At 71.7% G+C, this 25,923-nt stretch carries 26 protein-coding genes and 1 pseudogene; 12 read left to right on the top strand and 15 right to left on the bottom strand.

All coding sequences use genetic code 11. From position 1 onward, the window contains the following. Positions 1 to 2 precede the first annotated feature (2 nt). Positions 3 to 362, bottom strand: a complete 360-nt coding sequence (locus AB0E90_RS26870) for an STAS domain-containing protein (RefSeq protein WP_360411239.1) — start codon at positions 360 to 362, stop codon at positions 3 to 5. Positions 363 to 678: 316 nt separating this feature from the next. On the opposite strand from AB0E90_RS26870, the gene AB0E90_RS26865 reads away from it, so the two are divergent. From AB0E90_RS26865 to AB0E90_RS26850, 4 genes are all read left to right on the top strand, one after another. Beyond that, positions 679 to 1,044 carry a hypothetical protein gene (locus tag AB0E90_RS26865; protein ID WP_360411236.1) on the top strand — a complete coding sequence of 122 codons (366 nt, stop codon included), beginning with the start codon at positions 679 to 681 and terminating at the stop codon, positions 1,042 to 1,044. A gap of 66 nt (positions 1,045 to 1,110) precedes the next feature. After that, positions 1,111 to 1,683: a YdeI/OmpD-associated family protein gene (locus AB0E90_RS26860; RefSeq protein WP_360411233.1), complete on the top strand. Its 573-nt coding sequence runs from the start codon at positions 1,111 to 1,113 to the stop codon at positions 1,681 to 1,683. A 73-nt stretch (positions 1,684 to 1,756) separates the two neighbouring features. Then, on the top strand, positions 1,757 to 3,121 hold the full coding sequence (locus AB0E90_RS26855) for a serine/threonine-protein kinase (RefSeq protein ID WP_360411230.1): 1,365 nt from the start codon (positions 1,757 to 1,759) through the stop codon (positions 3,119 to 3,121). A 36-nt stretch (positions 3,122 to 3,157) separates the two neighbouring features. Further along, the gene (locus tag AB0E90_RS26850) at positions 3,158 to 4,000 is read left to right on the top strand and encodes a MerR family transcriptional regulator (protein WP_360411227.1); all 843 of its coding nucleotides are present in this window, start codon (positions 3,158 to 3,160) and stop codon (positions 3,998 to 4,000) included. A gap of 39 nt (positions 4,001 to 4,039) precedes the next feature. On the opposite strand, the gene AB0E90_RS26845 is transcribed toward AB0E90_RS26850, so the two are convergent. After that, positions 4,040 to 5,848 (bottom strand): 5'-nucleotidase C-terminal domain-containing protein, encoded by a 1,809-nt coding sequence (locus tag AB0E90_RS26845; protein WP_360411224.1) that lies wholly within the window; start codon positions 5,846 to 5,848, stop codon positions 4,040 to 4,042. A 226-nt stretch (positions 5,849 to 6,074) separates the two neighbouring features. Between AB0E90_RS26845 and AB0E90_RS26840 the strand changes: the two genes are divergently transcribed. Beyond that, positions 6,075 to 7,520 carry an MFS transporter gene (locus tag AB0E90_RS26840; RefSeq protein WP_360411221.1) on the top strand — a complete coding sequence of 482 codons (1,446 nt, stop codon included), beginning with the start codon at positions 6,075 to 6,077 and terminating at the stop codon, positions 7,518 to 7,520. Here AB0E90_RS26840 and argS read toward each other — a convergent pair. Beyond that, a complete protein-coding gene (gene argS / locus AB0E90_RS26835; RefSeq protein WP_360411218.1) occupies positions 7,517 to 9,211 on the bottom strand; it encodes an arginine--tRNA ligase in 1,695 nt (564 codons plus the stop codon). The genes AB0E90_RS26840 and argS overlap by 4 nt on opposite strands. 147 nt (positions 9,212 to 9,358) lie before the next feature. Between argS and AB0E90_RS26830 the strand changes: the two genes are divergently transcribed. Together AB0E90_RS26830 and AB0E90_RS26825 are read left to right on the top strand one after the other, a co-directional pair. Then, positions 9,359 to 9,817 (top strand): protein phosphatase, encoded by a 459-nt coding sequence (locus AB0E90_RS26830; protein ID WP_360411215.1) that lies wholly within the window; start codon positions 9,359 to 9,361, stop codon positions 9,815 to 9,817. A 51-nt stretch (positions 9,818 to 9,868) separates the two neighbouring features. Beyond that, positions 9,869 to 10,381 (top strand): SRPBCC family protein, encoded by a 513-nt coding sequence (locus AB0E90_RS26825; protein ID WP_360411212.1) that lies wholly within the window; start codon positions 9,869 to 9,871, stop codon positions 10,379 to 10,381. On the opposite strand, the gene AB0E90_RS26820 is transcribed toward AB0E90_RS26825, so the two are convergent. From AB0E90_RS26820 to AB0E90_RS26795, 6 genes are all read right to left on the bottom strand, one after another. Then, positions 10,378 to 11,181, bottom strand: a complete 804-nt coding sequence (locus AB0E90_RS26820) for a class I SAM-dependent methyltransferase (protein ID WP_360411209.1) — start codon at positions 11,179 to 11,181, stop codon at positions 10,378 to 10,380. The two genes, AB0E90_RS26825 and AB0E90_RS26820, sit on opposite strands and share 4 nt — an antisense overlap. Before the next feature lie 10 nt (positions 11,182 to 11,191). Next, on the bottom strand, positions 11,192 to 13,795 hold the full coding sequence (locus AB0E90_RS26815; protein ID WP_360411206.1) for an AAA family ATPase: 2,604 nt from the start codon (positions 13,793 to 13,795) through the stop codon (positions 11,192 to 11,194). 45 nt (positions 13,796 to 13,840) lie between these two features. Continuing rightward, entirely contained in the window at positions 13,841 to 14,410 is a 570-nt protein-coding gene (locus AB0E90_RS26810) for a flavoprotein (RefSeq protein ID WP_360411202.1), read from the bottom strand. A gap of 133 nt (positions 14,411 to 14,543) precedes the next feature. Then, positions 14,544 to 15,026 (bottom strand): hypothetical protein, encoded by a 483-nt coding sequence (locus tag AB0E90_RS26805; RefSeq protein ID WP_360411199.1) that lies wholly within the window; start codon positions 15,024 to 15,026, stop codon positions 14,544 to 14,546. Continuing rightward, entirely contained in the window at positions 15,023 to 16,216 is a 1,194-nt protein-coding gene (locus AB0E90_RS26800; protein ID WP_360411196.1) for an ABC transporter-binding protein, read from the bottom strand. Before AB0E90_RS26800 ends, AB0E90_RS26805 begins: the two co-directional genes overlap by 4 nt. A gap of 24 nt (positions 16,217 to 16,240) precedes the next feature. Further along, positions 16,241 to 16,657, bottom strand: coding sequence for a MarR family transcriptional regulator (locus AB0E90_RS26795; protein ID WP_360411193.1), 417 nt, complete (start codon positions 16,655 to 16,657; stop codon positions 16,241 to 16,243). Positions 16,658 to 17,091: 434 nt separating this feature from the next. Between AB0E90_RS26795 and AB0E90_RS26790 the strand changes: the two genes are divergently transcribed. Continuing rightward, on the top strand, positions 17,092 to 17,220 hold the full coding sequence (locus AB0E90_RS26790) for a hypothetical protein (protein ID WP_360411190.1): 129 nt from the start codon (positions 17,092 to 17,094) through the stop codon (positions 17,218 to 17,220). A gap of 38 nt (positions 17,221 to 17,258) precedes the next feature. On the opposite strand, the gene AB0E90_RS26785 is transcribed toward AB0E90_RS26790, so the two are convergent. Further along, positions 17,259 to 17,540 carry a DUF1905 domain-containing protein gene (locus tag AB0E90_RS26785; protein ID WP_360411187.1) on the bottom strand — a complete coding sequence of 94 codons (282 nt, stop codon included), beginning with the start codon at positions 17,538 to 17,540 and terminating at the stop codon, positions 17,259 to 17,261. A 297-nt stretch (positions 17,541 to 17,837) separates the two neighbouring features. Between AB0E90_RS26785 and AB0E90_RS26780 the strand changes: the two genes are divergently transcribed. Further along, on the top strand, positions 17,838 to 18,707 hold the full coding sequence (locus tag AB0E90_RS26780) for a Tat pathway signal sequence domain protein (RefSeq protein WP_360411184.1): 870 nt from the start codon (positions 17,838 to 17,840) through the stop codon (positions 18,705 to 18,707). Positions 18,708 to 18,729: 22 nt separating this feature from the next. On the opposite strand, the gene AB0E90_RS26775 is transcribed toward AB0E90_RS26780, so the two are convergent. Then, complete coding sequence (locus tag AB0E90_RS26775; RefSeq protein WP_360411181.1) at positions 18,730 to 20,745, bottom strand: prolyl oligopeptidase family serine peptidase; 2,016 nt, start codon at positions 20,743 to 20,745, stop codon at positions 18,730 to 18,732. A 140-nt stretch (positions 20,746 to 20,885) separates the two neighbouring features. Here AB0E90_RS26775 and AB0E90_RS26770 point away from each other — a divergent pair, with 140 nt between their 5' ends. After that, entirely contained in the window at positions 20,886 to 22,049 is a 1,164-nt protein-coding gene (locus tag AB0E90_RS26770) for a DUF1996 domain-containing protein (RefSeq protein ID WP_360411178.1), read from the top strand. Here the strand turns inward: AB0E90_RS26770 and AB0E90_RS26765 are convergent. Both AB0E90_RS26765 and AB0E90_RS26760 read right to left on the bottom strand, forming a co-directional pair. Next, positions 22,046 to 22,174: a sigma factor-like helix-turn-helix DNA-binding protein gene (locus AB0E90_RS26765; protein ID WP_360411175.1), complete on the bottom strand. Its 129-nt coding sequence runs from the start codon at positions 22,172 to 22,174 to the stop codon at positions 22,046 to 22,048. The genes AB0E90_RS26770 and AB0E90_RS26765 overlap by 4 nt on opposite strands. Before the next feature lie 157 nt (positions 22,175 to 22,331). Next, positions 22,332 to 22,592, bottom strand: a pseudogene (locus AB0E90_RS26760) (sigma factor); the annotation flags it as partial. 77 nt (positions 22,593 to 22,669) lie between these two features. Here AB0E90_RS26760 and AB0E90_RS26755 point away from each other — a divergent pair. Beyond that, entirely contained in the window at positions 22,670 to 23,026 is a 357-nt protein-coding gene (locus tag AB0E90_RS26755; RefSeq protein WP_360411172.1) for a hypothetical protein, read from the top strand. Here AB0E90_RS26755 and AB0E90_RS26750 read toward each other — a convergent pair. Then, the gene (locus AB0E90_RS26750; RefSeq protein WP_360411169.1) at positions 23,017 to 23,724 is read right to left on the bottom strand and encodes a hypothetical protein; all 708 of its coding nucleotides are present in this window, start codon (positions 23,722 to 23,724) and stop codon (positions 23,017 to 23,019) included. The two genes, AB0E90_RS26755 and AB0E90_RS26750, sit on opposite strands and share 10 nt — an antisense overlap. Continuing rightward, positions 23,717 to 24,697 carry a CPBP family intramembrane glutamic endopeptidase gene (locus tag AB0E90_RS26745; RefSeq protein WP_360411166.1) on the bottom strand — a complete coding sequence of 327 codons (981 nt, stop codon included), beginning with the start codon at positions 24,695 to 24,697 and terminating at the stop codon, positions 23,717 to 23,719. The genes AB0E90_RS26750 and AB0E90_RS26745 overlap by 8 nt, the downstream gene beginning before the upstream one ends. Positions 24,698 to 24,796: 99 nt before the next feature. Here AB0E90_RS26745 and AB0E90_RS26740 point away from each other — a divergent pair. Beyond that, a partial coding sequence (locus AB0E90_RS26740; RefSeq protein ID WP_360411163.1) for a histidine kinase occupies positions 24,797 to 25,923 on the top strand: 1,127 nt, incomplete at its 3' end.

The raw sequence follows: 25,923 nt of genomic DNA, 5'->3' as shown, positions 1-25,923 counted from the left end.
GATCAGGCGGTGACCGCGGGCTCCTGCGACTCGGCGCCGCCGAACGGCTGCGGGTTGCCGAACAGACCGAGCAGCCCGGTGACCCAGAGCTGTCGGTGCGCGAAGCGGCTGGGCCGGGTGACCAGCAGCTTGACCTCACTGACCGCGGCAAGCTGGAAGGCAGCCACGAGGGCGCTGATGCCCACGGAGTCGATGAAGGTCACGTTCTGCATGTTGAGCTCGATGCGGGTGGGGTGCTCATCGGCGAGTTGACTCGCCACGGCCTCCCGGATCTCGTATGCGTTCTCCACGTCGATCTCGCCGCTGGGCGAAACCTCCACCACTCCGTCGGCAAGCGTCGACGTCATTATCGACAGCGTCACGCCAATCCCTCCACCCGCCCGAATCGCCGGGCGTCAGCTCCTCTGTGCGCGGGCCGCGACGCAGCGTAATGCTTCGCCTCGAGTGTGCCCTCGCCGGGGGGAGTCGAGACTACCCCCATAAGGTTCGGTGAAACTGACCGAAAGGTTAGGACCCGAACCTGTTAGCCACCTGAGTGACCCGTGTGAACCTCGTCAACCCTACCGGGGCCGGTCAAGGTGTTTCCAAAACGTGATGTCGTCCACAGCGGACACGTTTGCCGGATGACGCACATGGGCAGGTGAGGTGGCGGTAGGCGAACGCAGGAGGGAATCGGACATGTCTTCAAAGACTTTGAACAAGGCCGAGCGGACGGCGGCTCAGGCATGGGACTACCTGTCGTCCGCCATGGCGGATACGGCCTCGAAGGCGGCCTCGGTCGCCGGCGACAAGAGTCAGCAGCTGGCTGAGCAGGCCGGAGGCAAAGCCGACGTGGCCTGGGCCCGGGCCAACGCGGCCGCTGCGGCGCTGGCCGGGCGCAAGCCGAGCACGCCGTGGGGCCTGCTGATCGTGGCCGGCCTGGTCGGCGCCGCGGCCGGCTGGGCGGCGGCGACGTACGCCCGGACGGCGCTGGCCAAGCAGGCCGAGGCCGAGGAGCGCGAGCTCAACGAGACCGCGGTCATCGTCGGGGGCACCGACATCTGATGACCGGGGCGTAGATGTGGCCGCCGGGCGGAGCCCTTTGCCGCCCGGCGGCCCTACGCTGTGCCGGTGGACGCAGAGTTCTTCGACACCGCGGACGAACTACGGGCGTGGTTCGAGAAGCATCACGAGACCGCGCCCGAGTTGTTCGTCGGCTATGGGAAGAAGGGCTCCGGCCGCACCGGGGTGACCCATCCCGAGGCCATCGAGCAGGCGCTCTGCTTCGGCTGGATCGACAGCGTCGCCCGCCGCATCGACGAGCTGAGCTACCGGGTGCGTTTCACGCCACGCCGGAAGGGCAGCGTGTGGAGCGAGGTCAACGTGGCCAAGATCGCCGAGTTGACCGGGCGCGGGATGATGCACCCGGCCGGCGAGCGGGCGTTCGCCGGCCGCAAGATCGACGCGCCGCCGGCGTACTCGTACGAGCAGGGCGGAGCGGAGCTGGCGCCCGAACAGATCATGACTTTTCAGGCGAAACGCGACGCCTGGGAGTGGTTCGATAAGCAGTCCGCGTACTACCGGCGGGCCGCGAGCCACTGGGTCGTCAGTGCCAAACGACCGGAAACCCGCGAACGGCGCCTTGCCCAGCTCATCGCGGATTCGGCGGCCGGGCGCAGGGTGCCTCCGCTGGCCCCCCGCTAGGGGCCGGGCGTCTGTAGAGTTGAGCGACATTCGGCTGCTGTGGCATGGCCACCTGATCAGATAAGGTCCGTCGGTGCTGTCAGCGGGGAACCTCCTGGGCAACCGGTATCGGTTGGACGAGCGCATCGCCACCGGTGGGATGGGCGAGGTCTGGCGCGGCCTCGACGTCGTGCTCGGCCGGGTCATCGCCGTCAAGGTGCTGAAGACGGCCATGCTCGCCGACCCCGAGTTCTCGGCCCGCTTCTACGGCGAGGCCCGGATGATGGCCTCGTTCCGCCACCCCGGCGTCGTCGAGGTCTACGACTACGCCGGCGCCGGTGACGGCGACTCCGCCGAGGACCAGGTGGCCTACCTGGTGATGGCGTACGTGGAGGGCGAGCCCCTCTCCGCCCGCGTCCGGCAGGGCACGCTGCCGGTCGAGGAGACGATGTCGATCGTCGCGCAGGCGGCCGACGCGCTGCACGCGGCGCACGAGGTGGGCGTCGTCCACCGGGACGTCAAACCGGGCAATCTGATCGTCAAGCCGACCGGCGCGGTGGTCCTGGTCGACTTCGGAGTGGCCCGCTCGGCCGCGGTGACGAGCGTCACCCAGCTCAACGCGATCGTCGGCACGGCTCTCTACATGGCCCCCGAACAGGTCGCCAAGGGCAAGGTCACGGCCGCCACCGACATCTACGCGCTCGGCGCGGTCGCCTATCACTGCATCGCCGGCCGCCCGCCGTTCGACGGCGACAACGCGCTGCAGGTGGCGCTGCGCCACCTCGAGGAGGAGCCGGAACCGCTGCCGGCCGAGGCGCCGCTCGCGGTCCGCGAGCTGATCGCCAAGGCGATGGCGAAACAGCCGGGCGACCGGTTCGAGACGGCCGCCGAGTTCGCCGCGGCCGCATTCGAGGCGGCCGGCCCACTCGACTGGAAGCGGATGACCGGCACGGCCCTGGTGGCGCCGCTCAGCCCGGCCCCGCCGACCCGCGCGGTGCCGGCGCCCCGCAACCTGCCGCCGGCCATGCCGCCGTCGAAACGCCAGCCGCGCAGCCAGGTCGCGGTGCTGGTGGCGATCGTGGTGATGGCCGTCCTCGCGATCGGCCTCACGATGGCGATCCTGTTCAGCGGTGACGACGACGGGCAGACGGTGCAGGAACCGATCAACGTGCCGTCCGCGACGACCGAGGACGACAACGGCGGCCTGCTGCTGCCGTCGGTGGGCGTGTCGAGCAGCAGGAGCGTCAAGCCCAACTCGACCCCGCGCGCCACCTCGACCAAGTCGAGCTCCTCGGCCTCGCCGAGCGGGACGCCGTCGACCAGCGCGACCCCGACGACCGCCCCGACCACGGCGGCGCCGACCACTCCCCCGACGACCGCGCCGACCACTCCGCCGACGACGGCGCCGACCACCGATCCGACCACCCCACCGCCCGCGGGGGCCGGCGCCGGAGGTTGACTCTGACACCGTGTCAGGCCGGAGGCTACGAGGACCATGTTCAGTATCGGAGACTTCGCCGGCCTGGGCCGGGTGTCGGTGCGGATGCTGCGCCACTACGACGCCATCGGTCTGCTCCGCCCCGCCCACGTCGACCCGCACAGCGGCTACCGCTACTACGCGGCCGCCCAGCTGCGCCTGCTCAACCGGATCGTCGCGCTCAAGGACCTCGGCTTCACGCTGCAGCAGGTGCAGGCGCTGATCGAGGACAAGGTCGACTCCGGTGAGATGCGCGGCATGCTGCGCCTGCGCCGGGCCGAGCTGGCCGCCCAGGTGACGCGGGACAACCTGCGCCTGGCCCAGGTCGACGCGCGTCTCCGCATGATCGAGATCGAGGGCCATATGGACACCGGAGACGTCGTCATCAAGAACATCGCGCCGCTGCGGATCGCGGCGCTGTCCGCCGTCGCGACCAGCTACGACGACCCGTCGTCGATCAACGAGAATCTGAGTCCGCTCTATCCACGGCTGATGGAGCTGATGGAGCGGGCCGGGGTGGCGATGACCGGGTCGCCGATCGCCTACTACCTGCCCGCGCCGACCGGGCCGGAGGACGAGACGATCACCGTGCACGCGGCCTTCCCGATCGGCGACGCCGAGGTGGGCGACGACGCGGGCTTCGAGGTGGTCGTGCTGCCGGCGATCGAGCAGGCGGCGACCGCGCTGCACGAGGGCTCGATGAGCGAGGCGTTCCGCACCGGCCAGAAGATCGCCACCTGGATCGACGACAACGGCTACCGGACGGTCCCGCCGGGCTACGCCCGCGAGGTCTACCTGGACTGCCCGCCCGGCGACTTCGACAAGTGGGTCACGGAAATGCAGGTGCCGGTCATTCGGTAGAAAAGGGGCGCCCCGGAAGGGGCGCCCCCCTTATCAAGATCAGAAGACGACGGGCACGCCGGCGCGGACCAGCTGCCAGTTCTTGACGTAGAAGTCGGCCGGGTTGATCGAACCCTTGGCCTGGGCCCAGTCGATGAGCAGCTGGCGGATCTCCTGCTGCGCGTTGTAGACCTGGGTCTTCACGATGCCGGGGAAGTTGCCGCCGCCGGAGCGCCGGTAGTTGTTCACCGCCACCACGAACTGCGCGGCCGGGTCGACGTCGGCGCCGGCGATCTGCAGGCGGGTGATCCGCGAGCCGATCGGCAGGCTGATGTCGATGTCGTAGTCGACACCGGACAGCACGTCGTAGTTGTAGTCCGGGATGCTCGGGTCGCTGATGGTCGCCGCGACGACCGGGGCGTCCGGCGCGAGCGTGACGAAGAACTTCGCCGAGTACTCCAGGTACGCCTTCACCTCGGCGCCGGTCAGCACGACCGCTTCCAGGGTGTTGTCATAGATGTAGAGCCCGGCGACATCCTTGATCTTGACGTCGCCCTGCGGGAAGACGGCGGTGCGGCTGAACGGCGCCGCGATCGACAGCACCGGCAGGCTCGCGTACTGACCGCCGGCGAGGGCCGCGGTGACCGTGTCGGTCTGTACCTTGTTGATGTAGTCGAGGATCGGGGTGTCCTCGTACCGCGAGGTGGCCGCGGACAGCGTCTCGGTGGACGTGGCGACGATCTGGTTGACGTACGCCACCGTCTTGTCGTGCTGCGCCTTCACCACCGCGAGGACCTTCGGGTCGGCCTCGACCGTGTTGGTGTTCAGCGTGGTCGCGGCCGACGTGGTGATCTTCCACTTGCCGTGCTCGCGGACCAGGTCGAAGTCCATCTTGGTGAGCCGCTGGCCCCACTTCGACGGCTCGGAGGTGAGCACCTGCTTGCCGGTGGCGGTGTTGGTCACGAACCGCTGCGGGATCTCCAGGTGCGCGTGCCCGAACAGGATCGCGTCGATCCCGGGAACCTGCTGCGCGATCAGCGCGACCGGGTTCTCGTTCGGCAGCTCGGAGCCGTAGCTGGAGGTGCCGCTGTCACCGCCGTGCGCCGAGATGATCACGATGTCCGCGCCCCGGCGACGGATCTCCGGCACCCACTTCGCGGCGGTGCTGATCATGTCGAGGAACTCGAGCTTGCCTTCGACGTTGCCCTTGTCCCAGATCGCCACACCCGGGTTGGTAAGACCGAGAATGCCAACCCGCAGCGTCGGCGCATGCTTACCGAGTGAGACCTGCTTGATGACGTACGGCGTGAAAGCCGGCTTGCCGGTCTTGGCGCTCACCGCGTTGGCGGCCAGCGCCGGGAACCCGAGCTGGCGGATCCACAGGTTCAGCAGCGGCAGACCGTAGTTGAACTCGTGGTTGCCGAGGGTGACGGCGTCGTAGTGCAGCACGTTCATGGCGCGGGCCATCGGGTGCTTCTCACCGGTCGTGGTGATCGGCTCCTGCTTCGCGTAGTACGTCGCGAGCGGCGTCCCCTGGATGGTGTCACCGGCGTCAAGAACGAGCGTGCCGCCGGTCGCCTCGGCGCGCAGCTTGTTCACGAGGGCGGCGAGCTTGGCCACGCCGACGTCGTTGTGCGCGCTGTCGTCGTACTCGGCGTCCTTGTAGTAGTCCCAGTTGTAGACGTTGCCGTGGGTGTCCGACGTGCCCAGCACGGTGAGGTGGTAGGTCGCGGGAGGCGGCGGCGTGGGGTGGCCGTGGCCTTTGCCGTGAGCCTGCGCGGCCTCGGAGGCGACGAACGGCGCCACCGTGGCAGCCGCGGCCGAGGCGGCGATAACAGTGCGCCGCGATACACCGGCGGGAGAAGTCATCACGAACCTTTCATTGACGAAGACGCGCCTGGTGGGCGCGCCTCAGGCACGATAACCACCGATGCTTCCACGTGCGAGGACATCGTGATGCGTTCATGTCACAGCTACCATCCCGCTTCGCACATCTCACCCGGCATATCCACACCGGGCGCGACCAGGGAGGTACTGCCAGTACCGGGTAAGACAGGTACTGGCCGGCCGGCCGAGCCGGCGGTTGTCTGGACTCATGAGCCGCCGCGATCAGAGCCATCCGACGATGATCCTGGCGATCATCTGCCTCAGCTATTTCATGGTCATCCTGGACAACTCGATCATCTTCACGGGGCTGCCCCGGATCGAGGCGGCGATGCACTTCTCACCCACCGGCCTCACCTGGGTGCAGGACGCGTACACGCTGGTCTTCGGTGGTCTGCTGCTGCTCGGCGCGCGCTCCGGCGACATCGTCGGCCGCCGCCGGATGTTCGTCATCGGCCTGCTGCTCTTCGCACTGGCCTCGCTGCTGGTCGGGCTCGCCCCGTACACCTGGTGGCTGATCGCGGCCCGCGCTTTCCAGGGCGTCGGCGCCGCGATTCTCGCGCCGTCCTCGCTGTCGCTGCTGACCGCGAGCTTCGCCGAAGGTCATCAGCGGGCACGCGCGGTCGCCGCCTACAGCGCGGTCGCCGGGATCGGCGCCAGCGCCGGGCTGGTCGTCGGCGGCGTGCTGGCCGACCTGGTGTCCTGGCGAGCCGGGTTCTTCCTCAACGTGCCGATCGGCATCGCAATGGTGTTCGCCGCCCGCCGGTTCATCGGCGAGACCGAGCGCCGGCCCGGCCGCTTCGACCTGATCGGCGCGCTCTGCGCCACCCTCGGCATGACCGCGCTGGTGTTCGGCATCGTCGACGCGGCCGAGTCCGGCTGGAGCGCGCCGGCCACCGTCGCGGCGATCGTGCTCGGCGCCGTGCTACTGGCCGCGCTGGCCGTCAACGAGGCCCGGGCCGAGCAGCCGATCATGCCGCTGCGGCTGTTCGCCGACCGCCGCCGCACCGGCGCCTACCTGGTGCGGATGCTCTACCTGGGCGCGATGATCGGCTTCTTCTTCTTCACCTCGCAGTACCTGCAGGGGGTGCTCGGCTTCAGCCCGCTCGCCGCCGGGATCGCGTTCCTGCCGATGTCCGCGGTCAATTTCGCGGTCGCCGTCGGCGTCAACCGGGTGGTGCGCCGGTTCGGTTCCCCGGCGGTGCTCATCGCCGGGGTCGGGATAACTCTCGCGGGCATGCTCTGGCTCAGCCGGGCCGGGGCCGGCAGCGACTACCTCGCCGCGGTCGCGCTACCGATGGTGCTCATCGGGGCCGGGCAGGGCCTCGCCTTCGCGCCGATGACCTCCGCCGGCCTGGCCGGGGTCGACGCCGGGGACGCGGGCGCCGCCTCCGGCCTGATCAACACCTTCCATCAGTTGGGCAGCGCGCTCGGCCTGGCCGTCCTGGCCGCGGCCGGCTCGGCCGCCGTGCCGGCCGGCGCGGCCGGCGCCGCGGCGCTGGTGCACCGGGTCGACGCGGCGCTGACCGGCAGCAGCGTCCTCCTCGCAAGCGCGCTGCTGCTGGTCATCGTCCTGATCGCACGCCGCACCCGGCAAACCCACACCCCGGCGCCGGCCGGCCCGGCCGTTCCCCGGCCCGCGTACGCCCGGAGTTAGAGCCTCGCCGGAGCGGCGACCCCGAGCAGGTGCAGGCCGAGCTCGAGGGTGCGGCTGGTCAGTTCGCACAGGGCGAGCCGGTTGTGCCGCACCTCGGGAGACGGGGCGCGCAGGACCGGGCAGGCCTCGTAGAACTCGCTGAACGCCTGGGCCACCGCGTAGAGGTAGGCGGCCAGGCGGTGTGGCTCGGCGGTCTCGGCGACCGCGGTCAGGACCGTGCCGATCTCGTCGAGCTGCAGTGCCAGCTGCCGTTCGGCCGGGGCGAGTGGCAGCGACTCGTCCACCGTGGCCGGTCCGGTCACGCCGGCTTTGCGCAGGATCGACTGGATGCGGGCGTTGGCGTACTGCAGGTAGACGCCGGTGTTTCCCTGCAGCGACACCATCCGATCGAGGTCGAAGACGTAGTCCCGGGTGCGGCCGGTGGATAGGTCGGCATATTTCACCGCGCCGATGCCGACTTCCGCCGCCCGCTCGTCGAGGGCGGCCTCGCCGAGTTCCGGGTTCTTCGAAGCGACGGTGGCCCGGGCCCGGTCGACGGCCGCGTCGAGCAGCGCGATGAGCTGCACGGTCTCGCCCGAGCGGGTCTTGAACGGGCGGCCGTCCTCGCCCAGCACGGTGCCGAACGGCACGTGCGTGGCGCGGACGTGGCCGGGCAGGTAGCCGGCCCGCCGGGCGGTCTCGAAGACCATCCGGAAGTGCAGCGCCTGCCGGGCGTCCACGACGTAGAGGATGCGGTCGGCGGAAAGCTCGGTGACCCGGTAACGGATCGCGGCGAGGTCGGTGGCCGCGTACCCGAAGCCGCCGTCGCTCTTGCGCACGATCAGCGGGGCGTTCGCGTCGTCGAAGAAGACGCACAGCGCGCCGTCGCTGCGCACCGCGATCCCCCGGTTCTCCAGGTCGTCGGCGATGTCCTGCAGGTAGTGGTTGTAGAAGCTCTCGCCGACCGCGTCCGCGTCGTCCAGGAGCACGCCGAGTTTGCCGTACACCTCGTTGAAGTAGATCTTCGATTCGTCGACCAGCTGCTGCCAGACGGCGAGCGTGCCGGGGTCGCCGGCCTGCAGGTCGACCACCCGGCGGCGGGCCCGGCCGGCGAAGGCGGCGTCGGCGTCGAAGCGCGCCCGCGCGGTGCGGTAGAGGGCGCTGAACCCGGCCGCGCCCGCCGGCTGGTCCGCCGGGTGCTCGAACAGGTGCTGGATGAGCATGCCGAACTGGGTGCCCCAGTCGCCGAGGTGGTTCTGCCGGATCACGGTCGCGCCGAGGAAGCCGAGCGTCCGGGCCAGGGCATCGCCGATGACCGTGCTGCGCAGGTGCCCGACGTGCATCTCCTTGGCGATGTTCGGCTGGGAGTAGTCGATGACGGTCGTGCTGCCGGTCTCCCCGGCCGGCACGCCGAGCCGCTGGTCGCCGAGCCGGGCGGTCACCTGCCGCCAGATCGCCTCGCCGGCGAACGTCACGTTGAGGAAGCCGGGCCCGGACACCTCGACCGTGGCCAGGCCGGCCAGTTCGGCCTTGGCGGCCGCTTCGGCGGCGATCTCGCGCGGCGGGCGGCCGAGCTCCCGGGCCAGCGCGAGCGCCGCGCCGGACTGGAGATCGGCGTGCTGCGACGGCCGGATCACGGGATCGACGGCGGCGCCGGCCACGGCGGCGAACGCCGCCGCCAAGCGGTCGGACAGGAGAGCTTCGAGATTCATCGGCAACCCATCGGGGTACGCGGGCCGGCCGGTTACGCAAGGATCACCGGCGGGTTCGACCCGCCGGCGGACAAGCAGACTTCAGCGGCGGTCGGAGGATCGCCGGCGTCGCTCGCTGAAGCTGGACATGGGAGGCACTGTAACAGGATGAACACGTGGCAGCTCGGGGATAAAGGGGTGCTGGAATTGCCGTCGGGGCGGCTGGTGCGCGGGCGCGGCCTGAGCCGTCCGATGCCGACGGGGCATCCGCCGACGTTCGGTGTCTACCTGCTCGGCTCGGCGCCACCGGAGTTCGGCTGGGAGTCGCGCTGGGTGCGATGGCCGGACTTCCGGTTGCCGTCGGATCGGCCGTACGCCCGCAAGGTCCTGCTCGAAGCCCTCGCCCGCGCCGAGGGTGACCGGGTCGAGTTCGCCTGCTACGGCGGGCACGGGCGCACCGGGACCGCGCTGGCCTGCCTGGCCGTGCTCGACGGCGTGCCGGCCGCCGAGGCCGTCGCGTTCGTCCGGGAGCACTACGACCCGAAGGCGGTGGAGACGCCGTGGCAGCGCCGGTTCGTGAGCCGATACGAGCCCGATTCGGATCCGCCGGAGAAACAGCGGCACTGATCAGAAGCTGCCATTACGCTCGGGACAGGTCGCCGAAGCCCTGGGGGAACGATGATCGTCGTGGAGCGCACGTTCACCGTGACAGCCACCCCGGGCGCCGTGCTGGGCTACCTGCAGGACTTCGCGAACGCGCAGGAATGGGACCCGTCGGCCCGGCGGACCAGCCGGGTCGGCTCGGGACCGATCGCGCCGGGCGCGCACTGGCGGCACATCCGCAAGATGTGGGGAGTGACCACCGAGCTCACCTACACGCTGATCGCCGCCGAGCCGGACCGGTTGATCTTCCACGGCCGCAGCGAGAGTGCCACCTGCACCGACCTGGTCGTGCTGCATCCGGTGCCGGGCGGCACCGAGGTGACCTACCGGATGGAGCTGGAGCTGCACGGCCTCGCGCAACTCGCCACCCCCCTCCTGCGTGGCGAGTTCGAGAAGCTGGCGACCGGTGGCGTCACCGCGGTGACCGCGGCCCTGGACGATCTGTCCCGGCCGGCCGGTCTCCGCCGCCGGCTCGGCGCCGCCACGCCGAACCGGCTCCCCACCCCCGCCGAGGAGACCGGGATCTAACGAATGGCCAGCACCTGGACGTAGGCCGACGGGATCTTGGCGGTGCCGTCGGTGGCGGTGTTGTAGCGCGTGGCCAGCTCCACCAGGTCGTCGTAGAGCGGCTTGCTGTCCGCGCCGAGTGCCTCGAACGCCTTCAGGGTGGGCCCGTAGTGCTCGCGGAAGTAGTCGGCGAAGTGCTCCGGCGAGGAGAACCGGAACACGAACACCCGCGGCACCACCTGCAGCTCGCTGACCCGGCCGGCGAACAGCTCGCGCACCCGGGCCTGGTCGCCCCACTCGACCGGCCCGCGGATGCCGGGCGGCGGCGGGACCCGGCGGCCGACGGTGCGGAACATCTCGCCGATGAAGCCGTCCGGCGTCCAGTTCGCCATCGCGATCGTGCCGCCGGGCCGGCACACCCGGGTCAGTTCGGCGGCGACCTTCTCCTGGTCGGGCGCGAACATGGCGCCGACCACCGAGAACACCGCGTCGTACGCGCCGTCGGCGCAGGGCAGGTCCTCCGCGTCGGCGACCTCGAACTCCACCGGCAGGTGCTCGGCGGCGGCGCGTTCCCGGCCACGGGCGAGCAGTTCGGGCACGTAGTCGGTGGCGACCACCCGGCAGCCGCACCGGGCGGCTGAGATCGCCGCGTTGCCGGTGCCGGCCGCGACGTCGAGCACCCGGGTGCCCGCCGACAGATCGGCGGCCTGCACGAGCTCCTCGGCGATCGGCTGGATGAGGGCGGCCACGGCGCCGTAGTCGCCGCTGGCCCAGGTCTTCTGCTGCTTGGCTTTCAATCCGTCCAGAACAAGTTCGGTCATGGGAACGACGCTAGGAATGCGGCTCCCCCGCCACATGGGGAGAGCTCCCTATGTTGAGGCGCCGGGCCGCGGCGGCGGCCTGACCCCGATTGGGTACGCCGAGCTTGGTCAGCACCGCCGACACGTGATGGTCGACCGTCTTCGCCGAGAGGGTCAGCCGGGCCGCGATGTCGGCGTTGCTCAGCCCCTCGGCCAGCAGGGCGAGCACCTCCCGCTGCCGGGCGGTCAGCCCGGTCGGGTCGGCCGCGGTGGCCGGGCGCGGCCCGCGCGGCACCGGCAGCCCCCGCTCGCGCAGGGTGGCCCGCAACCGGCGTGCGGCCGGCAGCGCGCCCAGCCGGTCGTAGATCCGCAGCGCCGCCGCCGGGTCGCCGAAGCTCAGCGCCTCGGCCTCCGGATAGGGGCAGCCGCGATCCCGCCACCACTGCGCCGCCCGCCGCCACTCCCCCTCGATGAGCAGCCGGTACGGCTCGGCCGTGCCCGCCGGCGGCGCCTGCAGCCCGCCGCATCGCCACAGCCAGAACGCCAGCTCGCCGAGGAACCACGGCTGCCCGGCCTGCCCGGGTTGCCCGGTCAGCACCGCAATTCCGCGGCGCGCCTCGGCGGCGGCCCGCTCGTCGTCGCCGGCCAGCCAGGACAGCTCGGCGAGCAGGATCGCGGCCGGCCCCACGAACTGGGCCTCGCCACCGCGGTAGGCCCGGCCAGCCGCGTCCTGAGCCTCGGCGATCAGCCCCGGCTCCCCCGTCCGGGCCCGGACGGTCAGGCCGACGGCGAGGGCCGGGACCAGCGACGGCCCCGGCACCGGCGGCCCGGTCAGCGCCTGCCCGGCGTCGTCGAGGGCGGCCTGCCAGTCGCCGCGGAACAGTTCGAGGCGGGCCCGGTGGCCGAGCACGTGCCGGAGGTAGCCGTCCAGGTCGCGGGCCACCAGGAACGGGACCATCCGGTCGAAGGCCGCCTCGGCGGTGGCGAAGTCGCACGCGTCCACCGCGATCGTGCTCAGATTGACCAGGGCGCGCCCGGCGTGGTCGTCGAACCCGGCCGCGGCCGCCTGCTCGTGGGCGCGCTGAAGCTCGGCGACGCCGGCCTGGTCACCGCCGTGCGTCCGCGCCGACCCGATGTTGACCATGGCGTGCAGCTCGGTGTCCCGGTCACCGGTCAGCAGGGCCAGCTCCAGCGCCCGGCGGCCCCACGAGATCGCCTCCGGCAACTCGCCGGCCAGCATGAACAACTGCGACAGATTGCTGTACGCGGCGGCCAGCTCCCGCCCCGGCGGCACCGCCTCGAGCACCTCGACCGACCGCCACGCCGCCGCCCGGGCCTCGTCGGGACGCCCGTTCCACCAGAGCAGCCGGGACACCCAGCGCAGGTTGCCGCCCACCCCGAGTGGGTCGCCCAGCCGCTCGCGCAGGGCCAGGGCGTCGCGCCGGGCCTCGATCGCCTCGACGCTCAGACCGCCGTGGTAGGCGGCCAGGGCGTACTCCTCCAGCAGCTCCGCTCGCTCGGCCGGCGGATGGTCGGCGAGCAGCGGCAGCGCGGTCGCGTAGTGGGCCGCGGCCTGGCGGTAGGCGCCGACCGCGGTGGCCCGGCGGGCGGCCACCGGCGCCCAGCGCAGGACGGCAGCGGCGTCGGCGGCGTGGTGGGCGTGGTGCACCAGGCGGGCCGGGTCCACCCCCGGCCGGGCGCTGAGCGCGGCCAGGACCTCGGCGTGCAGGGCCATCCGGCGTACCGGGGAAAGCGACTCCTCCACCGCCCGCCGCAACAGCTCGTGGCGGAAGGCGACGCCGTCGCCCTTCGCGGTCAGGATGCCGGTGGCCAGACATTCGTCGACCGCTTCGGCCCGGTCGGTGAGCAGGCCGGCCGGGGCGTGCGCCGGGATCACCGAGACCAGGCGGGCCACGTCGCGGGCCCGCGTGGAGAGGGTGGCGAGGCGGGAGAGGATCAGGTCACGCACGGTGGGCGGGACGCCTTCGGCCGCGGCGGCCAGCACCTCGGTCACCAGCAGAGGGTTACCGCCGGTCACCGCGAACACATCCGGGGAGTCACGGCCGGCGCGCCGGGTCAGCTCGGCGACCGCCGCCGCCGAGAGCGGCGGCAGGCTCACCCGCCGGACCAGGCCGGGCGGAAGTCCGGCGAGGACGGTCCGCAACCGGTGGTCGGGGGCGATCTCCTCGGCCCGGTACGTGATGACGAGCAGCGCCCGGCACAGCGCGAGACGTCGGCCGACGAACGCGATCATGTCGAGCGTCGCCTCGTCCGCCCAGTGCAGATCCTCCAGCACCACGACCGGGCGGGCGGCCTGCGGCGGCCGGTCGAGCGCCTCGAGGAACAGGTCGAAGACCTCGGCCCGCGGCGCGTCGGTGATCCGGTCACGCAGCCGGCCGCCGAGCGCGCGGGCGATGTCGTGCAGCGGGCCCAGGGCGCGCGGGGTGAGCAGCGGGTCGCAGGCGCCCAGCACCACGTGCGCGCGCGGGCCGGCGGCCTCGGCGAACGCGGCGGCCAGCGCGGACTTGCCCGCTCCGGCCTCGCCGCTGATGACCGCGACCCGGCCACCGGCGGCGCACTCGGCCAGCAGGCGGTGCAGGGCGGCCAGCTCGCCGTCACGTTCCAGCAGGTCCATCCACGGCCACGTTAGGCGGGCTCACCGGCTCTCCGGCATCCCCCGTTATGCCCGCATCGGCACCGTCTGTTCGACGGTGGTCAGGCCGAACGCCTCCTCGGCCAGGTCGAGCGCCCTGATCCAGGGGAAGTTGCGCGGATCGTTCTGCCCCGGCGGCAGCGGCTCCCAGTCGTCCTCGGCCCCGAACAGCACGCGCACGCCCTCCGACCGCAGGTCGGCGACGGCCCGCCGGAACGGCAGCCGGGCGGCGAGCGCCGAGTTGACGGCGGGCACCACCACGGTCGGCACGCCCCGGCCGATGACCTCGGCGACCGACGAGAGCACGTAGTTGTCGGCGATGCCGGCGGCCAGCTTGTTGATCGTGTTGAACGTCGCCGGCGCCACGATCAGCGCATCGGCGGGCGGCGAGATGCGCCGGCCGTCGGCCGCGAATTTGTAGGTGGTCCGCACCGGTTTGCCGCTGGCCCGGGTCACCTGAGCCGTGTCGAAGAACCCGAGCGCGCTCTGCGTCGCCGTCACGTCGACGGTCCAGCCCCGGCGCACCGCTTCCTCGATCAGCCCGACGACACCGGCGGCTGCACCGCCCCCACTGACCACCACGCGTAAGTCACCCATAGCTGTGATTGTGACCCACAACACAGCTCCATGGTCACTTACATCGAGAAAACTTCGGACCGCTCCCCCATCCGGGCCGGCACCCGCACACACTCGTGATCAATGTGGACCAAACCGAGCTTTTGGGGCGCGATTACTTGCGGCCCCGGCCCCGGCGGCGGAAGCGGGAGGGTGACGCGGGGGCGGGCGGACGCTGCGCCGGCGGCCGGGACGGCGCGGCGGGCAGGGACGGCGCGGCGGGCTCGGGTGCCGGCGCGGGCTCGGGTGCCGGCGCGGGCTGGGGCGCCGCAGCCGGCGGCGGGTCGGGTGCGCCCGTTCCGGTCGCGTCGGACTCGTGGGACGAATGGTAGGAGCGGTAGGTGAGCCACAGGGCGACCACCGCCGCCACCGCCGCGGCCACGCTGGAGAGCTCGTCGGCCAGGGACGGGCCGAGGGCGGCCACGAAGACGATCGCGGTGAGGCCGACCAGCGCGCCGAGGGCGCCGGTGCGGAAGCGCTTGTGCAGCACCATGCTCGGCCGGCGGCGGAGCACCGCGTTGATCGCCGCCTCGACCAGGACGATCGCGGCGGTGATCAGGATGGACAGCTGCCACGCCTCGATGCCGTGCACGTTCACTTCAGCGCCTCCTGGATGTCCTGGATGAACCGCTGGGTGAGCTGCTCGCCGTCGTGCAGGTAGCGCCGGGTGTGGTCGGCGAAACGGGACGCGAACTCGGCGTAGTTCGGGTGCATCGGGCGGGGGCGGGAGCCCTCCACCGCGTACCGAATCGTGTTGAGCTGTGGCAATGACGCCTGCAGGTCGGCGGCGGTGTAGGCGTCGACGCCGGTCGGCGCGAAGCCGAAACTGGCCAGGAGTTTCTGGGCGGGGGTGTCGGTGAGGAAGTGGATGGCCCGCTCGGCCTCCGACCGGTGTTCGCTGTCGGCGGCGATGGCGAGGCTCTGACCGCCGAGGATACCGACCGGCAGCCGGCCCAGGCGGATCTCGGCGGTGCCGGTCTTGGCGCGCTCGGCGCGCTCGATCGACCGCAGGGTGACCGGCCAGTGCCGCATGTAACGCAGGGTGTCCTGCTGGAAGGCCCGGGTGGTGTCGGCCTCGCCGGCCGCGGTGACGATGCGCTTGCCCTGGATCGCCGCGGCGAGCGGGCCGAGTGCGTCGCGCCACTGCCCCAGGCCGAACGACAGGACGCCGTCGGCGCCGAGGATCGCGTCGTCCTGGGCCAGCGCGTGCTCGAGCACGTTGACCACGAAGGCCTCGTCGGTCTGCTGGCCGACGGTGTCGAGCTGCCCGGCGAACTGCACCGGGCCGATGGCCGAGGCGGCGAGCACCTGCTTGAGCGTGGGCTCGGTGTCGCCGCGCTTGTCGGTGACCCGGCGGAACAGCATGCCGACGTCGGTGTTGAACGGCGCCGCCCAGAACTCGCTGGTGCCGGGCCGGGCGCACACCGTGCGGATCGGCGCGAGCAGCGAGATGTCGTTGTGCGGCTGGAACGAGACGATCCGCTTGGTGGCGGCGAACCGGGGGATGTGGATCGTGTCGAGGTTGTAGATGTCGGCGCGGGTCTCGACGAACTTGTCGTACTGATCGCGGGTGGAGCTGTTGACCTCGATCGGCTTGATCTGGGTGTCCGGGTTCAGCTCGTTCCACATGGTGATGAGCAGCGGCCGGCCGCCGGTCGGGTCGACCCCGGTCGCCAAGGTCAGGGTGATCGACTCACGCCTGGTCAGGAAGTATCCGGCGGCGGTGGACATCATCCCGGCGGTCAGGACCCCGGCCAGGAACGACCGTCGTGAGTAGAGCTCGGTCATTCACTGACCGTACTCGATCGATCATCAAAAAGTGATCCCGGTCACCGGATTCTCGAGGCCCTCGATGAGCCCGGCGAGCCGCTGCTCGAGCTCCTCGTCGACCGGCAGGACGCCCCGCACCGACTCGGAGATCCGCTGGTGCAGGCGGTGGCCGCGCGGGGTCAGATAGGCGCGGATGCGGCGGCGGTCGACGTCGTCGACGCGGCGGTAGAGCAGATTGGTGTCGACCAGCTGGTCGACCAGCCGGGTGAGGCTGCCGGGCGGCAGGAACGCGCCGTCGGCCAGCTCGGTCATGAAATGGCCCCGGCCGTCGGCGAGCAGGGTGATCACCCGCCAGGCGTCGAGGCTCTGCCCGGCCTCGGCCAGGACGGCGGCGAGCCGGCGGGACATCAGGCGTTCAGCTCGGGTCAGCAGCTCCATCAGGTCCGCGGATCGACGCATGGCTCATGCTAAGGAGCTGGCGCTGCTGCCGGTCGACGGCGGGGCCGAGCCGGCCGCGCCTCGATGGTCACCCCGACTGTTCTGGCCGCCGCCGGCATCCTTCTCACCGGCATCCTCGTCAACCCGGCCCCGGCCTCGGCCGCCGCCACCAGCTCCTACGGCACCACGCTCAACGGCGATCCCACCGACGTCTACCACCCGGCGACGACCGCGTCGCACCAGGGACTGGCCGGTCGTCCTGATGTTGCAGGTCGCCGATGTGGACAAGGGCTTCTACGCGGGCTTCGCGAAGAAGGTCGCGACGTACGGCTTCGTCGTGCTCGTCCCCAACCACACCCGCACCGCCTCGGACGCCACCGGCCTCTACGCCGACGCACTCGAGGGCCGGCGCGATCCTGGACGCCTCGGCGCCAACCCTGTCACAGGCCACCGCCGTGGAGACGATCGGCCGCTGGACGGCACAGTTCCTGCTGGCTCAACTGGGCGACAGCGCCGCGAAGGCGTACGTCTACGGCGGCGGCGACCCGGCCGACACCAACGTCGAGACGAAGTACTGGAAGTAGGACCTGCTCCGCCGGCGCGGGACCGACCCCCGCGCCCCCTAGATCCGCAGCCGGACCGTCACGACATCACCGAGATCGATCTCCTCGGCCTGCCGGACCTTGGTCTTGATCGGCACGAGGTAACTGCCGTCCTTCGGCCACAGCGAGGTCGTCCAGTCCGTGCCACCGATCCGCGCCGTCACCGGGATCATCCCCCAGCCATAGGTGACCATCGACGCCGCGTCCGCGATCGCCTGGCACTGCTCCGCCGGCACGGTCACGAAGTGCCAGGGCGCCGGACCCCGCCAGAACCACATCTCGCCACTGAACTCGAGATCCATGACGCCAGGATAGGGCGCGAGTCCAGTCGTGCCCGCCGTCGGCTCCGAGAATGGGCCTTGACGGCAACACCTATTGAGGCATATAAATCGACTGGTTACTGGCCAGTAGTAACTGGATCAATTTCGCCGTCCACCTCGTATTTGCTTTCCTGACCGCGCCCACCTGCGGGTATGCGGTCTGCTGGCAAAACCCGCAGGGCGATTTTCGGTGCCGATTGGATGCCATTTCCAATTTACGTCCTCCGCTTTGTAGGTCATCGACAAAAGCCCGTTCCCGCGTTGCGAAGAGGAGCAGTAATGCGTAAATACCTGTACCTGGCGAGTGTGGCCGGCGCCGCGCTCGGTGCGACCCTCCTGGCTTCCACCGCCTTCGCCGACACCGGCGCCGTGCTCACCGTCGGCGGTGTGGGCGGCACGAACGCCGCGGTCGGCGACACCGTCACCGCGGCCCTGAAGAGCGGCACCAACGCCACCTTCTACTCGACCGCCACCGGCACCAGCGGCGTGAGCTGCACCGCGTCCAGCTTCTCGTCGACCGTGACGGCGAACCCGCCCGCGCCGGGGGTGGCCACCGAGACGATCGACGCGCAGACGTTCGGCGGCTGCACCAGCAACATCGTCGGCACGCTCGGCGTGCGCAGCGTGACGCTGAACAATCTCGCCTACGCGGCCACCATCGACGGCGGCACCGGCGCGGTGGCGATCAGCCCCGGCAGCGCCGGCCCGATCCAGGCCACCGTGGTCATCACCACGCTCCTCGGCGTGATCACCTGCGTGTACCAGCCGGTCGCCACGTCGCTGGCCGGCGTCGCCAGCAACGCGGACAACTCGATCAAGTTCACCAACCAGCAGTTCAACAAGCTCACCGGGTCGACGCTGTGCCTGTCGACCGCGTACTGGACCGCGACCTACTCGCCGGTCACCGACACCACCCAGGCCGGTCCGGTCTTCGTGAACGCGACCGCCCCGGAACCGACCGACACGGCCACCCCGGAACCGACCGAAACCGTCACCCCGGAACCGACCGAAACCGTCACCCCGGAACCGACCGAAACCGTCACCCCGGAGCCCACCGAGACCGTGTCACCGGAGCCCACCGAGACCGTGTCACCGGAGCCCACCGAAACCGTCACCCCGGACCCGACCGACAGCCCGGCCGCCGTCTGATCACGACCTCGGGTCCGGCCGCTTACCATTGCGCGCCGGGCCCGAGGTTGCGCCAGAGGAACTCCAGGGTGAGGGCCGCGATGGTGGCGGCCTGCTCGTTGTCGGCGGCGGTGCCGTGGCCGCCCTCCACGTTCTCGTAGTAGAGGGCGTCGTGGCCGTGCTCGCGCAGCCGGGCCAGCATCTTGCGGGCGTGCCCGGGATGCACGCGGTCGTCGCGGGTCGACGTGAGGAGCAGGGCCGGCGGGTAGGCGCGGCCGGGCCGGACGTTCTGGTAGGGCGAGAACTCGCGAAGGTACGCCCAGTCGGCCTCGACGCCGGGATCGCCGTACTCGGCGATCCACGACCGGCCGGCGAGCAGCTCGGTGTAGCGGCGCATGTCGAGAAGCGGCACCTCGGCGACGACCGCCCCGAACAGTTCCGGGTAACGGGTCAGCATGACGCCCATCAGCAGGCCACCGTTGCTGCGGCCGTTGATCCCGAGCTGCGCCGGCGTGGTGATCCCGCGGGCCACCAGGTCACCGGCGACGGCGGCGAAATCCTCGTACGCCCGGAGCCGGTTCTCGCGCAGCGCGGCCCGGTGCCACGCCGGGCCGTACTCGCCGCCGCCGCGGATGTTCGCGTGGACGTAGGTGCCGCCGCGGGCGAGCCAGCCCCGTCCGATGGCGCCGTTGTAGACCGGGGTCCGGGAGATCTCGAAGCCGCCGTACCCGGTCAGCAGCGCCGGGCCGGCCGCGTCCGCGCCCACCACGAAGTACGGCACCCGGGTGCCGTCGGCGGAGACGGCGAAGAACTGGCGCACCGTCATGCCGTCCGTATCGAAGAACGACGGCTCCTGTTTGAGCTCGGTGACCGCGCCGCCCACCGTCCCGGAACTCAGCGTCCGCGGCCGCAGGAACCCCTGCGCGAACAGGAGGTAGGAGTCGTCGCGGTCGGGGTCGGTGTCGAGGATCCCGAGGTGGTCGAGCTCCCCGGCGGCGGGCATCGGCTGCCGGCGCCACTCCGGCCGGCCGGGGGTGAGGACGTGCATCTGCGACCGGACGTCGGTCATCGTGACGACGAGCAGGTGGTCACGCGTCCACCGGAAGTCGCCGAGCGACGTGTGCTCGTCGGGCCGGAACAGGACGGTGAGGTCCCGCCGGCCGGCGAGGAACGGCTCGAACTCGGTGGCGAGCAGGGCCCCGGCCGGATGGGTCAGCCAGGGCGACCGGAGGCGGATCAGCAGCCACTCATGGTGCACGGAGACGTCGGCCTCGGCCGGGACCTCGATCCGGACGAACTCGCCGGACGGGCGGCGCAAATACCGCTCGGTGCGGAAGAAGTCCACGTACCGGGTGACGTAATCGCGTTCGTACCCGGGCGACGGATCGTGGCCGGCCCAGACCTGGACGTCGTCGGCCTGCCCGGCGAAGACCGGCTCCGCGTCGGCCAGTGCGGTGCCGCGCCGCCAGCACTTGACCAGCCGCGGATAGCCCGAGGACGTCATCGAGCCGGGCCCGAAGTCGGTGCTCACGTAGATGTGGTCGGCGTCGATCCAGCTGACCCCGCTCTTCGCCTCGGGCAGCGTGAAACCGCCGGCGACGAAGACCCGGTCGCGCAGGTCGAACTCGCGCACCACCACCGCGTCCGCGCCACCCCGGGAGAGGCTGATCAGGCAGCGGTCGTAATCGGGGCGCAGCACCGTGACGCCGCTCCACGTCCAGTTCTCGCCCTCGGCCGTGTTCAGCGCGTCGACGTCCAGCAGCACGTCCCACTCGGGCTCGTCCCGGCGGAACTGCTCCGCGGTGGTCCGCCGCCACAGCCCGCGTGGGTGGTCGGCGTCCCGCCAGAAGTTGTAGTAGAGGCCGTCGCCGCGCCAGCCGGGGAACGGGACACGGTCCTTGCTGTCGAGCACCTCGCGGATCGCGTCCCGGACCCGGGTGAAGCTCTCGCCGGACAGCGCGGCCAGCGTCGCGGCGTTGAGATCCGCCACCCACCGCATGACCTCGGGCGCGTCCAGATCTTCGAGCCAGAGGTAGTTGTCGTCGATTTCCTCGTGCACGCCCTGCCCACCCCCGCGTCGATCGCTGGGTTCGACGATCGCATCACCGCGGACCGCTGCCAAGTGCGAACGGGCAGAAGTCCTTAGCCGCGCCTTAAGCAGGTAGGAACCGTTGCTTTGCGGTTCCTATGCTGCTGGCCGTGTCGTTCACCGCGTTTCCCGAGCCCAGCGCCGAGTCCCGCCCGGCCCGGCCGAAGTGGGGCCTGATCGCTGCCGGTGGCGCGGCCGTCGTTGCGGTCGTGGTGGCTGCGGTCGCCGTACACCTGGCCGGCTCTTCGTCTTCTTCTTCTCCCGATAGTCCGCAGGCGGCGGCGAACGCGGCGGCGATCGTCGCGGCATCGCCGAGCTCAGCGGCCTCGGCCACCACGAAGCCGGCCGCCACGAAACCAGCAGCATCCACGCCACCGAAAAAAGCCAAGCCCGGCTGGATCCCGGTCGATCAGGCGGCCTGGTCGGCGCAGGTCGCCGCGTTCAAGGCGCGCAAGGTCGACCCGGTTCCGGCGGGCGTGGGCGACAAGCCGGAGTTCCGGGCCGACTGCACCTACAGCCACCGGCTCGCCGACGACCCGATCGTCCTCCCCGGCCTGCCCGGCGCGTCGCACATGCACTCCTTCGTCGGCAACAAGGCGGTCGACGCGAGCACCACGGCCGGTGATCTGACCAAGTTCACCGCCACCACCTGCCAGCCGACCGTGGACCACTCGTCCTACTGGGTGCCGACGCTCTACGACGACGCCACCAAGAAGCCGGTCGAGACCACCGGTTTCCGGGTCTACTACCGCTCGATCCGCAGCAACTCGGCCGGCATGATGCCGATCCCCACCGGCCTGCGGATGATCGCCGGGGACGCCAAGAAGAAGGTGCCGACGCCGCGGGGTGCGCAGGGCCAGTTCTACTGCGCCTTCTACGGCCCGGGCGACCTCGACGGCATCGCCCGCAGCGCCGACGGCAACTGGCCGATCTGCGGCGAGCCCGCCACGCTGCACTTCATGCTGCAGTTCCCGGACTGCTGGGACGGCAAAAACCTGGACAGCCCCAACCACAAGGACCACCTGGCGTACGGCACGGACAGCGCCTGCCCGAAAGATCATCCGGTACGGATACCGGCGCTTACCTTCGACATCCAGTACGGCGTGAAAGGCACCACGCAGGGCTACTACCTGTCGTCGGACCCGGCCGGAAAGAGCGCCTCGTCGATGCACGGCGACGCGTTCCTGATGTGGGACAGCGACGCGATGAACAAGCGCACCAAGGACTGCGTCCTGCAGCGCCGCACCTGCGACGACAACGGCTACCTGCGTTAACCCGCCACCAGGTATTCGCGCAGGTCGGCCCGGCCCTGGTGGATGCGCGACTTGACGGTGCCGACCGGGATGCCGAGGTGCTCGGCGATCTCGGCGTAGTCGAGCCGGCAGACGTCGCGCAGCACGATCGGGGCGACCAGGTCGGGGCGGCGGTTCTCCAGGCGTTCGAGCGCGATCGAGGAAGTCGAGCCGGGAGCCGGCGATGACGCTCGTCGTGCGCGGGTCGGGCCGGTCGAGCGGGGTCACCTCGTGCGCCTCCTCGACGGCACGGCGCTTGAGGGTGCGGTAGGTCTGCCGGGCGCTGTTGGCCACGACGACGTAGAGCCAGGTGGAGAACAGCGAGCGCCCCTCGAACCGCTCGATCGTGCGGGCCACCTGCAGCAGCGCGTCCTGGCAGGCCTCCTCGGCATCCTGGTAGCAGGGCAGGAAGCGCGCGCAGCGGCGCAGCACCTGCGGCCGGAGCAACGCGAGCAGGTCCTCGAGCGCTCTTCGGTCGCCGGCCGCGGCCTTTCGGGCCAGCTCTTCCTGGCGTTCGTCACCCATCTGATCCCCCGCGATCAAGCGCGCTCGCCGCGCCGTCGAAGCTGCGTGCCGGGGTCTCCCCGGCCGTCGACCGGATCGTGCTGCGGGCCCTGGCCGCCGACCGGGACCGGCGCTGGCCGACCGCCGCCGCCCTGGCCGACGCACTCGACGAGGTGGCCGCCGCACCGGCCCGCCGCCGCAACCGGGCCCGGCAGATCGCCGGCCGCGCGCCCGGCACCGCCGACGGTCTCGACCGGGCGACCCTGCCCACGCACAACCGGTGCACCCGATGGTCGGTGCGCACCGTCCCCGGCGGCCGGGTCACCCGCTGGACCGGTTGCGCGGGCACCGATGTCTCGTTCAGCGAGGTGGTGGCCGCGGGAACCTACCTGCAGATCAAGCAGGTGGGCGACACCGACCGCACCGACGAGTTCATCCGGTCGATTCATTCGTAGCAGTCCTGCTTGCGCGACTGCAGCGTGAACTCGGTGACCTTGCCCTTCTCGATCTCGATGCGGTAGACGGCCCCGCTGTTGCCCGGCACCGACGCGTACCCCCGGCCCTCGGTCTGCCCCTCGTCGATGTTCGAGTAGTCCGGGTACGCCGCGAGCACGGCCTTCGCGGTGCCGCCCGGGCCGATGCCCTGCGGGCTGGCGACCCCGGCGTACGCGTCGATGATCACGACGCCCTTGCCGGTGGAGTAGTAGACCGAGCCGTGGTCCTTCCCGGCCCGCTTCAGCGTCGCCTTGACGATGCAGCCCGTGGTGGCGGCCGGCTGCCCCTCGACGATCGGGCCCCACGCGCTGATCAGCCCGGTGCCCTTGGCCTGGGCCTGGGACATGCCGAACCTCAGCGTGCCGAGCCCGTTCGGCCCGAGCACCAGCGTGGCCGGCGCGCTGCTGCTCGGGGCGCCGCCGCCCGGGGTGCTGCTGCCCGGGGTGCTGCTGCCCGGCCCGCTGCTGCTGGGGGCGCTGCTGCTGGGGGCGCTGCTGCCGGGCGTGCTGCCGCTCGGCGCCGCGCCGGAGGAGGCGACCGACGGCGGCGCGGTGACCGGACCGGCGGCGCCGCCGACCGTCTGCACGCCTTTGCTGCAACCGGTGACGAGAAGGGCGGCGGGAAGAACGATGGCGCCGAGGAGCACGGGGCTACGCATGGTGGGGCCTCTCAAAGTTCGCTGTTGTCGCGTTGTCCTTCAGTGCGATGCGGCGATCCCCGGTCTGGTTCGGACGCGGACGATAACAAGCAGGTAACGGTGGTTCGCTCCGGCTTCGGAAGATCAAGTGCACCACGACGGCGTACGCGATCAGCACCGTGACGTCGGCGACAGCCATCTGCCACGGCATGTCCGCGGCGGTCTCGTCCATCCCGAGGTCGCCGTAGGCGGCCGCCAGGCCGGCGCCGAACAGGTTGTTCATCACGTGCAGCGCGACCGCCGCCTCCAGACCCCCGGTCCGCACCGTCAGCCAGCCGGCGACCAGCCCGAAAGCCGTCAGGTCGGCGAAGCCCCACGGCGTCCCCCAGCCGTGCAGGGCCGCGAACACCAGCGCCTGCACCAGGATCGGCGCCCACGGCCGCCGGAACCACGCGCCGACGCCCTGCAGCAGCCAGCCGCGCATCAGGTATTCCTCGGCGGCGGCCTGCACCGGCACCACGAGCAGCAGGACGGCCAGCGCCGCCGCGATCGAGGCCGGGGCGGCGAGCCGGTCGCCGAGCCCGGTGTCCGCGCCGGTCGCTGCGCCGAGCGCCAGCGCGCCGCCGAGGGAGAGCCCGACCGCACCGGTCGCGAGGAGCAGGCAGGTGCCCAGCCGGCGCCACCGCAACCGGCCGGTGACCGAGGACAGGGTGCCGGGCGGCCGGCGCTGGATCCACCACGCGGCCAGTTGCGTCACCGGCAGCAGCAACCCGATCACCAGGAACGTCATGGCCAGGTCGGCGAGCGGCCCGAGGGTCGGCGGCGAGCCGGCCACGCCGGACCGGCCGGCGATCACGGCGGCCACCGTGAAGATCAGGGCGAGCACCAGGGCGAGCACGGCGCCGGCGACGACGATGAACGCGCTGCCCGCAACCAGGCGCCACCAGCGGTGCGCCCCGGTGCGGGCCAGGCGGTGATATTCGACGGAGGACATGGGGAAAGTCTGTCGATGCGGGGCCGTCCGCGGATCGGCCCACGGACGGATCCGACCCCTGCCCCAGGGCATAGGACCGCCGCTACGCTGGGCGGCATCATGACCTGGCTGCTGCCCGCGTTCCTTGCCGCGACCCAGATCGCGCTGTGGCCGGGCCGGCCGCTGGCCCACGGCGGCCCGGTCGATCCGGTCACCGCCGCCGCGGTCGTGGCGATCACGATTGCCCTGGCCGCCGCGTTGTCGTGGCGCACGCGCGCCCCGGTCGCCGTTACCGTCGCCACGGCCGCCGCGATCAGCCTCAGCACCTGGGTGCTGCCCGAGCAGGTGTTCCTGACCCCCGGCGACGGGGTCGCGGTCAACGCGCTCACCGACCTGGTGGCGCTGTTCAGCGTGGCGGCCCGCCGATCCCGCCGGACCACGGTGCTGGTGATCGCCGGCCTGCTGCTGTGGCAGGCGGCGCTGTTGGCCGTGCGGCCCGCCGACTATCTTCTCGACCTGCTGCTCAGTGCGGTCCTCTACGTGCTGGCGGCTGCGGCCGGGCGGGTCCGGGGCCGCTGGCGGGGCGACCGGGCCGCGGCGGCTCGGCGGCTCGCCGAGGCGGAGCAGACCCGGCACGAGGCGGCCGGCGCCGAGCGACGCCGGCTCGCCCGCGAGCTGCACGACGTGACCGCCCACCACCTGACGTCGATCGTGGTGAACGCGTCGGCGGCGCAATACCTGGCCGAGCAGCGCCCCGACCTGCACGCGGAGGCGCTGGACTTCGCGGCCCGCACCGGCCGGCAGACGCTCACCGACCTGCGCCGGCTGGTCGCGGTGCTGCCCTCGGCCGACGAGGCGCCGCCGAGCCTGACCGACCTCGTCGACGACTTCCGCCGGCTGGGGCAGGTGGTCCTGATCGAGGTGTCCGGCGATCCGCCGCCGCCGGTCGCCGAGGCGTTGCACGCCGTCGCCCGCGAGGCGTTGACGAACACCCTGCGTTATGCGCCGGGCGGTCAGGTCACGCTGCTTGCGCGGTACGGGCCGGACGGCGCGCTCCTGATCGTCGAGGACGACGGCGGCACCGCCACGACCACCGCGGCCGCGGATCTGGGCGGCGGCCGCGGCCTCGCCGGGCTGCGCGAGCGGGTCGCGGCGCTGGGCGGCACCGTCGAGGCCGGCCCACGAGGCAGCGCCCGTCCACAGCCCGACGGCGGCCCAGCCGGGCGCGGCCCAGCCGGGCGCGGCCC

Origin of the sequence: Actinoplanes sp. NPDC026619, from assembly GCF_040638295.1 — a bacterium.
Classification (GTDB): domain Bacteria; phylum Actinomycetota; class Actinomycetes; order Mycobacteriales; family Micromonosporaceae; genus Actinoplanes.
Note: the sequence above shows the minus strand (reverse complement) of the source record. Positions and strands in the feature narration are given on the sequence as shown.

Excerpts from the sequence above, each read along its gene's own strand:
- AB0E90_RS26830 (WP_360411215.1), top strand. The coding sequence starts at position 9,359 with ATGAACACGTGGCAGCTCGGGGATAAAGGGGTGCTGGAATTGCCGTCG.
- AB0E90_RS26780 (WP_360411184.1), top strand. The coding sequence starts at position 17,838 with ATGCGTAAATACCTGTACCTGGCGAGTGTGGCCGGCGCCGCGCTCGGT.
- AB0E90_RS26850 (WP_360411227.1), top strand. The coding sequence starts at position 3,158 with ATGTTCAGTATCGGAGACTTCGCCGGCCTGGGCCGGGTGTCGGTGCGG.
- AB0E90_RS26815 (WP_360411206.1), bottom strand. The coding sequence starts at position 13,795 with ATGGACCTGCTGGAACGTGACGGCGAGCTGGCCGCCCTGCACCGCCTG.
- argS (WP_360411218.1), bottom strand. The coding sequence starts at position 9,211 with ATGAATCTCGAAGCTCTCCTGTCCGACCGCTTGGCGGCGGCGTTCGCC.
- AB0E90_RS26865 (WP_360411236.1), top strand. The coding sequence starts at position 679 with ATGTCTTCAAAGACTTTGAACAAGGCCGAGCGGACGGCGGCTCAGGCA.
- AB0E90_RS26825 (WP_360411212.1), top strand. The coding sequence starts at position 9,869 with ATGATCGTCGTGGAGCGCACGTTCACCGTGACAGCCACCCCGGGCGCC.
- AB0E90_RS26795 (WP_360411193.1), bottom strand. The coding sequence starts at position 16,657 with ATGCGTCGATCCGCGGACCTGATGGAGCTGCTGACCCGAGCTGAACGC.
- AB0E90_RS26820 (WP_360411209.1), bottom strand. The coding sequence starts at position 11,181 with ATGACCGAACTTGTTCTGGACGGATTGAAAGCCAAGCAGCAGAAGACC.
- AB0E90_RS26810 (WP_360411202.1), bottom strand. The coding sequence starts at position 14,410 with ATGGGTGACTTACGCGTGGTGGTCAGTGGGGGCGGTGCAGCCGCCGGT.
- AB0E90_RS26840 (WP_360411221.1), top strand. The coding sequence starts at position 6,075 with ATGAGCCGCCGCGATCAGAGCCATCCGACGATGATCCTGGCGATCATC.
- AB0E90_RS26800 (WP_360411196.1), bottom strand. The coding sequence starts at position 16,216 with ATGACCGAGCTCTACTCACGACGGTCGTTCCTGGCCGGGGTCCTGACC.
- AB0E90_RS26745 (WP_360411166.1), bottom strand. The coding sequence starts at position 24,697 with ATGTCCTCCGTCGAATATCACCGCCTGGCCCGCACCGGGGCGCACCGC.
- AB0E90_RS26750 (WP_360411169.1), bottom strand. The coding sequence starts at position 23,724 with ATGCGTAGCCCCGTGCTCCTCGGCGCCATCGTTCTTCCCGCCGCCCTT.
- AB0E90_RS26785 (WP_360411187.1), bottom strand. The coding sequence starts at position 17,540 with ATGGATCTCGAGTTCAGTGGCGAGATGTGGTTCTGGCGGGGTCCGGCG.
- AB0E90_RS26845 (WP_360411224.1), bottom strand. The coding sequence starts at position 5,848 with ATGACTTCTCCCGCCGGTGTATCGCGGCGCACTGTTATCGCCGCCTCG.